Annotated in this window: 7 protein-coding genes and 1 pseudogene; all 8 read right to left on the reverse strand. The window is 31.0% G+C overall.

Annotation, left to right across the window (positions count from 1 at the left end; translation table 11 throughout):
• Positions 1 to 57: 57 nt before the first annotated feature.
• The 8 genes and pseudogenes from CER22_RS27070 to CER22_RS27120 all read right to left on the reverse strand — a co-directional run bounded on the left by CER22_RS27070 (position 58) and on the right by CER22_RS27120 (position 9,011).
• Complete coding sequence (locus CER22_RS27070) at positions 58 to 1,059, reverse strand: LacI family DNA-binding transcriptional regulator (protein WP_088610094.1); 1,002 nt, start codon at positions 1,057 to 1,059, stop codon at positions 58 to 60.
• Between the two features lie 594 nt (positions 1,060 to 1,653).
• A complete protein-coding gene (locus CER22_RS27080; RefSeq protein ID WP_088610095.1) occupies positions 1,654 to 2,283 on the reverse strand; it encodes a Type 1 glutamine amidotransferase-like domain-containing protein in 630 nt (209 codons plus the stop codon).
• A gap of 285 nt (positions 2,284 to 2,568) precedes the next feature.
• Positions 2,569 to 2,865 (reverse strand): hypothetical protein, encoded by a 297-nt coding sequence (locus CER22_RS27085; protein ID WP_088610096.1) that lies wholly within the window; start codon positions 2,863 to 2,865, stop codon positions 2,569 to 2,571.
• Positions 2,866 to 3,126: 261 nt separating this feature from the next.
• Positions 3,127 to 4,674, reverse strand: coding sequence for a serine hydrolase domain-containing protein (locus CER22_RS27095; RefSeq protein WP_088610098.1), 1,548 nt, complete (start codon positions 4,672 to 4,674; stop codon positions 3,127 to 3,129).
• Positions 4,675 to 4,698: 24 nt separating this feature from the next.
• Positions 4,699 to 5,406, reverse strand: a pseudogene (locus CER22_RS33860) (condensation domain-containing protein).
• Positions 5,407 to 5,701: 295 nt separating this feature from the next.
• On the reverse strand, positions 5,702 to 6,946 hold the full coding sequence (gene dcm, locus CER22_RS27110; protein ID WP_048562799.1) for a DNA (cytosine-5-)-methyltransferase: 1,245 nt from the start codon (positions 6,944 to 6,946) through the stop codon (positions 5,702 to 5,704).
• 244 nt (positions 6,947 to 7,190) lie between these two features.
• Positions 7,191 to 7,931, reverse strand: coding sequence for a hypothetical protein (locus tag CER22_RS27115; protein WP_088610100.1), 741 nt, complete (start codon positions 7,929 to 7,931; stop codon positions 7,191 to 7,193).
• 27 nt (positions 7,932 to 7,958) lie between these two features.
• Positions 7,959 to 9,011 (reverse strand): HNH endonuclease, encoded by a 1,053-nt coding sequence (locus CER22_RS27120; RefSeq protein ID WP_088610101.1) that lies wholly within the window; start codon positions 9,009 to 9,011, stop codon positions 7,959 to 7,961.
• Between the last annotated feature and the right edge of the window lie 346 nt (positions 9,012 to 9,357).

Here is a 9,357-nt window from a genome sequence, read left to right on the forward strand (position 1 = left end):
ATACTTAGTTACGATGACCTTCTTTTGTTACATTCAAATAGGCTTATAAAAACTCTATCATGTAATATCCTTTACTGAGGATCGCTCTACTAACTGAGGAATAATTGTAATTTTTTGCTTAGCATGCTCCTTCATTTCCATCGTTTTTAGCAGTTGTTCAAATGTACAGGCTGCCATTTGTTTAATTGGCTGTTCAATTGTTGTTAACCCCGGATCTGCAATCTCAGCATAGATTGTATTATCAAATCCGATAATTGATAAATCTTCCGGAATTGAAAGCCCTTGTTTTCTTGCTTCATTCATAAGGCATATAGCAATTAAATCTGTACAAGCAAAAACCGCTGTAGGCCTGTTAGGCAAATGAAGTAATTCCTTACTTGCACGTTTACTATCTTCCACTGTCGAATAGCAGCTAATGATAGCCTCATCATCTAACGAAATCCCCGAATCCGTAAGAGCTTGTTTGAAACCATTCAATCTCCCTAAGCTACTTTTTCTATCCTTCTCCATCATAATTGTTAAAGATGAATGGCCTTTCTGCGTTAGATAACTTCCAGCTAGATAGCCTCCCCTCATATCATCAGTTGTCACAACATGAGTCGTGATGGAAGGATGATCTACAGTGAATAGTACTAGTGGCAAATCTCGATTCACGATTTTTTTTACAAGTTTATAATCATTTAGCTCCGTTGCAATAATAATGCCATCTACTTGCTTTTTAAATAATAAATCAATGTATTCATGCTCACGTTTTGTTTGATGATCTGTACTACATAAAATGAGTGTATACCCTGATTCTCGTGCACTATTTTCAAAGGCTCTTGCTACTTCTGCAAAAAATGGGTTTGAGATATCTGGGACAAGTACCCCAATCGTATATGTTTTTTTACCTGTTAACGCTGCTGCTACACTACTTGGCTGGTAATCTAGTTCATCCATTACCTGATTTACCTTGTTTATTGTTTTTTCACTAATACGCCCAGTTTGATTAATTACCTTGGATACAGTTGCTATTGATACACCTGCTTTTTCCGCAACATCATAAATTGTTGGTTTCACTTTAATTATCCCTTCTTAATCATCTTTTTCTATATTTTATCATAAATATATTTTGCTTCTTGGTACACAAAAGGAATTTTTTAATGAATTTACTGGAATAATTCTCCTTCCTCAAGCGTGTGAAGGGCGATAGCCAAACGTTAGGTGGGAGATGAATTTCAGTTTGGCATAGCAAAAAACTTTTGATAAACTAGCTATCTGAAGTTCTTTGATAGCTTGATATAGGAGGTTTCAGGAAGAAAATAGAGTGCGAAAACCAAGCTATTCGGTAACTGCTTAAAATATCAACCATATACAGAGAGCGTCCAAGCGTTGGACATCTAGACGTAACGCTCAGGGAGTCGAAAGGTTTCTTTCATCGTGGAGCTGAGAAGCTCCCAATTCAAGCTTTGCTAAGTGGCAAGTAGTTCACTAATATCTCTAATAATTACATTAATAAAAATAAAGAAGAGTCCTGTATTAACAGGACCCTTTTTCTATAGTTTCAACATAATTGTTCCTTAATTTATAAACATAAAGGAGATGGTTTTATACATGATCCCTTAGAAGAAACCGAAAAGAGTTTCTTCTTTGTTAATATAAATTGAAACTAAATTAGATTTTCAAAATATCACCAATCAATTTAATCTCTTCTCCCTCAATAACTATCCCATCACCATCTTTACAAGCATAAATCTCCCTATTTTTCAACTTAGAATAATCTTTTAATAAATCTAAATATTTCTCACTTTGTTCCTCGCTCCAATGAGGCATAAAATCAAAATCTACAATACCTAGGGACTTTCTATCCTCTAGTCCTATAATATCCTCGTCTAAAAATTGGGCTGTATCAATACTTTTAGTTGTTATTATACTACCAGCACTAACACCAATCAAAACCCCACCATTTTGCAAATATGATTTTAATGAATGCAATAAATTTCTTTTTCTTAAGGAATATAAAAAGCGGAATGTATTTCCACCAGAAAGATGTATTCCATCATAATTAAATATGTCATTAACCTTTCTTTCATCGTATTCTTTGTCTAAATCAAAATATTTCACATTATTAATTCCTAAATATCTATAGTATTTAACTACATAATTAAAATATTTTCCTGTTACATCTGAAGATGCTCGAAGATATGCTATTGAAGGATTTTCTTTATTTAACAACCTTAAAAGTTCATAATCCAATTTTCTATCTTCTTGTACTTGATCACTGTATAATACTATTTTTCTCATTAAACTCCCCCATATTTTCTAGTTAATAACTTATCAATTTTGAATTTTTGAAATTTATTTTTGACCTTTCTCACAAAAAAATAATACCAATTTAATTTTAGTATCCATTTCCTAAAAGCGGTATTCCATATCTGGACTCGATAATTCTTTTTTTATCATATTCTTTTAAAATGAATTTTAAATAGTCTATTAACTAAAGAGATAGACTATTTAACGGATTTGATTTATTTTTTATGTGTCAGTCCTGAATGTTTAATCACACATTCATTTTTTAAAATTCCCTAATCACTCCATTATCTCATAGGCTTTAAACAGGTCTTCAAGTTCAATATTATTCATAGTTTCATCTGCGGAAATCATATATGAGGTAATAACTGATGAAACTTTTTTAGCATGTTCTAATCTTAATTTAAGAGATTCTCTACCTCCATAATCGATAAGCTCATTAATTACTTCTTTATAGTCAGATGGCGATGTTATTAAAGCCGTACTTAAAAATGCTTTTCTGGCACTATGACACATAGTAGGCCCTCCAACATCAATTAATTTTCTTATTTCTTCTAGTTCTTTATAATCTTTCATATATTGGACTGAATTCTTCCCTTTTCAATTTCTTCAAACTTGCTATAAGAAGATTCCAGTAATTTTTTTACAATTTCCATTCTTTTTGAATATACTATTTCATTGGTTAAATCTATTAATTTCCCCCTCATAACCTTTTGCCCATAGACATAAAGAATAATTCCTAAAACGAAATACATTAACAGCTTAATCTTTAACGCATTATTACTTGTTACAGCCATATTAATAGTGAAAATTATAAGCGCATTACCAAAACCACTATTAACGCTTTATAGATAACAAAAATATTCCCTTATCGTTTTCTTTTTTGAAAAAGCTTATAAATACTAAGTATATATACACTAACCATACACTGGTAAATGCAAAATAAAGTGCAACTTCAACACTATTAGGAAGCCATACAAAAACAAATTCCCATGATACTCCTCTATACAGGATATATGGAATTAAATATATACAGTAACTTATTCCCAGCATGAACAGAAAAGAAAAAACAAGCTTTAATAAACTCTTTTTTCCATTTGTATTTAAATGCCTTTGTTTATTTAATATTGCTTTTAATGCTTTTAATGTGAAAAATAATATGTTTAAAACTATTAAAATTGAAATGCATATAATTACACTAGCTATTGTATCTGCGCCTTTATTTAAATCTATTATATTTTTATTGTAAGTGCCCTCTTCTAAAATCTTATTAATACCTTGACCTATAAGTTCTACATATTGTGAGTTCGTATTACTTAGTACTGCAACCCCGACTTTATCCTTAGGATTAAATACTATAAATGAAGAATAATTAGGATTATTCCCGGCATGTGAAATTTGATTTTCACTCTTTGGATAAATGAACCAACCACTAGCATAGAATGATCCATTACTTAATGGTCTAACTGTACGATTGGCCTCTTGAGATTTTCCAACTATGTCTTTATCAAATTTCAAATCATTTAAAGTGCCCAGCTGAATCTTAAGCCACTTAGCCATATCTTCAGCACTGGAGATAATATACCCCGCCGGCTTATTCCCTCTATACACAGGCGCATCATATACATCATTTTTTAAGAATTCGAGTTTATACCCTTTAGCGATATATTCATTAACAATCTCATTTTTATAAAGATAAGTATTATGTAAACCCAATGGCTTTAAGACATTTTCTTCAATATAGCCTTCATAAGATTTCCCTGTCACTTTTTCAATAACCAACCCTAAAACATCATAATTTATAGTTGCATACTGGAAATCCCTACCTGGTTCACTATCTAATTCTATATTAATTAAGGTTTTAACTGTTTCTTCAAGTGCATTATCTTCATTAGAAACTGGTATCTTATCTATCGTTTTAAAAGGTATACCACTTGTTTGATGTAATAATTGTTCTATAGTTATTGAAGCTTCCTTACCTTTATATTTAACTTTTAACCATGGTATATATTTAGTTACTTCATCTTCAAGTTTAATTTGTCCACTTTTTTCTAAATTAAAAATTCCTAAAGCAGTAACTGCTTTACTATTAGATCCTATTTCAAACAAGGATTTAGAAGTAACTGGCTTTTTAGCATCTATATCTGAATATCCAAATCCTTTTTGATACACAGTCTTATCACCTTTAACTAAGGTAACTGCTAGTCCTGGAACCTTACCTTTATCCATATTTTCTTCTATAAACTTTTCTATTTTTAGTTTTGTATCATTTGTTAATAAATTTAACTGCTCAACCTCATTGTCTAATGCATATCCCTTAAGTGGTAATACAACTATACTGAGAAAAACACTAAGTATAACTAACAATTCTCTTAATTTTTTCATAATATTATACCCCTTGCGTAACTTCTAATTAAACAATGCATCTAAATCTTCTTGCGAAATTTCTAAAGCATCAAAATCCGATGGGGTGAATTCCTTGAAATCCTTTTCTATGCACTTATCTAAAATTAGCTTCAAAGTATTCACATAACTTTCAATAAACTTTTGGATCGTTTCATCTTTAAATCTATTTTTACTGTAGATAATATTTATCTTTAGTTCACCATTTACCACCATAGCCTCTATATCCATTAGTGCTGTCAATGAATTATTCTTGTCACTATCTAACGCAAATTCAATGTTGTTTAGATTTAGTTGGTTCTTATCAATTATATTGTCAAAATCTCCAAGATAATTGAATCTTATATACTTGACTTCTTGTACTTTAAATTCCTTATTTAAAAACTTAAGAATGCTATAATTAAATACTTTATTAGGTATGTTTCAAAGTTGTTCCTTTAATGATTTAATATTATCCTCTATCTCCTCATAATCCACCTTAAAATATGCAGGGTACATACTTGTAAACCATCCAACAGTTCTAGATATGTCAATTTGACCATTTATCAACTCTCTTCCGTGTCTTTCAAGTTCAACTATTACTTCATTTTTATTAGTTAATCTATTAATTGTAAGTACTAAACCGATTATCAAAGCTTCATTAAGTTCAATATTATAAATTTCATTTATCTTTTTTATTAATAAGCTTTTTAATCTTCTATCTTTTCTCTGAATTAATTAACAAACATAATTTTTTAACATTTCCTCGCTGATATCTAAAATTTCCACAGCATATTTTTTCCATAAATCTCCTTATAATACTTCTTTTAGACATCATCTTACTAATAATTACTTTTATTTTAATTTTTATCAATTCCACTAATTTGAATTATACTGCTTACGAATTATTTTTTCATTTTTTTAAGTAGTTATATTCTGATTTTTAATGATGCGTTGAATTTAATTATTATAAAAACACATGAAAACTGCCTAATATAGTTCTTATTAATGCAATAATAAAGGAGATGGCTCATACCATCTCCTTCTCAAATTCAACCTTTAGTTTTTCTACATTTATATTGTCTATCTCATATATCCTTTCAGCCATACGCTCAATTAACCCTACAACTAGCGCATTTCCCATACAGAAATACCGCATTCGATTAGACATACCAGTATTCGTCCAATCATCTGGGAAGCCATTTAATCTTTCACACTCAATCGGTGTTAAAAATCGAAATCCTTTTTCATCTTTTACTACATGCGTACTTCTATTTATAGTTGCTTCACTTGTTAGCATTGTTCTGCCTGGTTTATCTAACAATTCCGGGAATGCCATTCCACCCTCAGAAAAGATATATTTATGACCACTTGCTGCGGTTCTTTCAATTTTTTTAGGACCTTTTAGATACTCAAATTTTTCAATAGCCATCTCACTTAAGTAATATTTATCATCTACATTTTTTTCTAATATAGATCTTAATGGAATAGGACTTTCTTCTATCGCTATAAGCTGGGCTGTATAAATTCGCCCATTCCTCATAATCCCTGCATTCCAGTAACCTGCTGAAAAATTATCAGATACATCAACAATATCAAGCGGTAACTCAAACTCTTTAGCTGGGTGTTTTGGTGAGGATTCAGCTTGTACAGGAAATGGAATAGCGAAGAAGCCTTTATGATGTAATAAACTATAATCTGTCTCATCCTTATGGGTAATCGCATAAAGGATATCATTTCGATATGCAAAAATAAAAATGCGACGCCTTCTTTGTGCTTGTCCATACTCAGCTGCATTAATGACACGCCATTCTACATGGTAACCCAAATCTCTAAACGTAGCTAACATTACAGAAAAATCTCTACCTCTTTGTTTAGATGGTGACTTTAATAACCTGTCTACATTCTCAAGCAACACATACTTAGGACGTTTTATATTTACTAATCTCTTAATTTCCCAAAATAACACGCCTTTTTTTCCTTGTATACCCTTTTCTCCAGATAAGCTACGTGCAACTGAATAATCTTGGCATGGAAAACCACCTACAATCATTTCTGCTTCTATTTTTTGAATCTCTTCATCGGTTACGGTAGCAATATCTTGGTTACAATGAATCCCCTTATCCTGAAATCGTTGTGCATAACAATTAAAAGCATCCTGTGCCTTTTTTGAAGGTTCCCACTGGTTTCCCCATACTATTTGAAAGTGGCCTATTTTCTCTAATCCGATTCTAAATCCACCCACTCCTGCAAATAGTTCTATAACATTTATCATATTTCACGAACATCCTTTCGACATATTACTTCAGTATAGACGAAAAGAATAGAAAAGAATAGAAATGAACAGAAAGAACGAGACTTTTTACCTTTCCTCTTCCATACCATTATTAGGGATTTTACTTAATCAATACATATCCTTTACTTGTTTTCTCCAACAAAACATCTAACGAAATATTTTTTGCTTCTGTTCCCTAAATATTTATTCAAATTCATTTATGAATTGATGCAATACAAAGACCTCAACTACATCCGCGCTTTGGCCCTTTATTTAAAAGATATCTCTCGTTATCATTAGCATTAGCAGCTAGCTTGTTCATATAATTTCTACTTTCTCCATAAATAAGAGGGGGATTTCTATTTAAATTTATTGATTTATAATACTCAAAGAATTCCTTCATTTCCTTATCTAAATTGTTGTAATTTCCGTTTGGAAATGTAGGTGTTGACTTATTCTCTCTCCAAAACGGATAAATATCAATATTATCCAGCATAAAAAACATTCTTATGAAGCCCATTAACATATCTCTAGGCCTTGCATTTTTATGAGGTGAAAAAAAGGTATTTCTTTGAAAAATTTCATCGCCCCAATTTATTTCCTGCTCAAACATTAATAATGCTAATGTTATTAACGTTTGATATTCTTCTAAACTATCTGCATACTCTTCAGGATCTCGGCCGTACCAAATATTCTCGCAGTTCGTTAAAGTGGAGTAATTTAGTAAATTTATCATAGTTTCTCTGTGAGTTACATTATACCTTTTAGATTCAGTTTTTACCTTAAAATCAAATAATCCCAGCTTAGGTTTACCATTAAACGCCTTTTCATTTTTTGGTTGCGCCATTTTCCCACCGTAATTTCTCATATGCTTAAACCCATATATCATATTGTCTACGGTTTTTTTCCAATTATATTCATCATTCAAACTTTCATCTTTATAAATTTTTACTAATGCATTTCCAAGTTCCTTGTATATATCCATAAATATTGCCCCTATCTACTACAATCATTATCCATAATGTGCCTTTCTATGACAATTTGGACATAGACCTACAGCATTTTCTATCGAATCTTCTCCTCCCTGAGCAAGAGGAATAACATGGTGAACCTCTAAATAAGGGGTACCATCTTTGGCTCTTTTAAATGGTGCTTCTTGCTTACATTCTTCACAATATCCATTTGCTCTCTCTAATACTTCAGCAATAACATCTGGATTTCTTTTGTATTGTGTAGTAACCACTTCAACTACTTCAGGTTTCCTTGCGGCTTGTTTTAAGCGCTCTTTACGCGCAGAACCATTAGTAGTTTGAGATTGTTTTACTTTTCTATCCAAGTCATTCTCATATTCTTGATTGGTTAAAGCATGTATAGTTTGATAATGATTAATCTTTTCTAATTCAAACCACTTTGATTCATCTGCTTCTTCAACATGCTGTACATATTTAAACACACCCTGTAATACACACCTTGTATCTTTTTTAATAAATACATAGATTGGTACATCCGTTTCTTTCGTACTATAAATAGCGAAATTATCTTGGTACTCTAACTTAAACTTATTTGCTCTATTTTTAAAATAATATTTGAGGACTCTATTTTCTTCTAACCATTCATTAGCATATTTCCCATTTTCTAACGTCACTTTAATAAAAATTGCCTTTAAATTAGAGGTCCCTCCTATTAAATAAATGCCTTTTCTATTATCATAATCTCTAGCAAAATTAGAGATATCCCAAGATGTATATGTTTTTCCTATAACAAAATCATTTAAAACTGTAATATCATCAAAATAACATTGAAACTTCTCTTTGAACTCAGGATATATATCCTCGTAAGTTTTCAGTCCTTTATTCTTTAGCGATTTATACACTAAATCATTTCCACTTTTAGGGACATCTGAAAATCTATTCATATAAATTTTCAAATCTCCTATCTTCCTGAAAGAATTAATTCTAACCTTAGTATTTGTAACTTTATACTTAATCTCCTTACTTATCTCAGGATGATTAAGTGCTGGTACGTCAACTTCAGATAAAACAAAGTCAATTGCCTTTTTAATCACATTCTCACTCCTACGGTAAAAAACGAAAATTCATGAATAATTTACCATATATATTTTACCTTATTTTTTAAAACATAAACAGATATTATCATATATATTGGTCAATAATTCCCCACCAAACCTAAGATGCTACTCACGCATTATAGATTTAATAGGAATCAGATATTTTATCGTTTTCCGACAGAAGACTCCTTCCTCAAAAATGTGAAGGTGTAAAACACCAATTTTAGGTGGGAGATGAAAGTCGGTTGGCATAAGCCAACATGTTTGCTACCATATACTTGTACAGATTGCTCTTTGAAAACTGAAGATATGAGGTTGGTTGCAGAAAAACGTTGCAACCGTA

It is taken from the genome of Bacillus sp. K2I17, from assembly GCF_002209985.1.
GTDB lineage: Bacteria > Bacillota > Bacilli > Bacillales > Bacillaceae_G > Bacillus_A > Bacillus_A wiedmannii.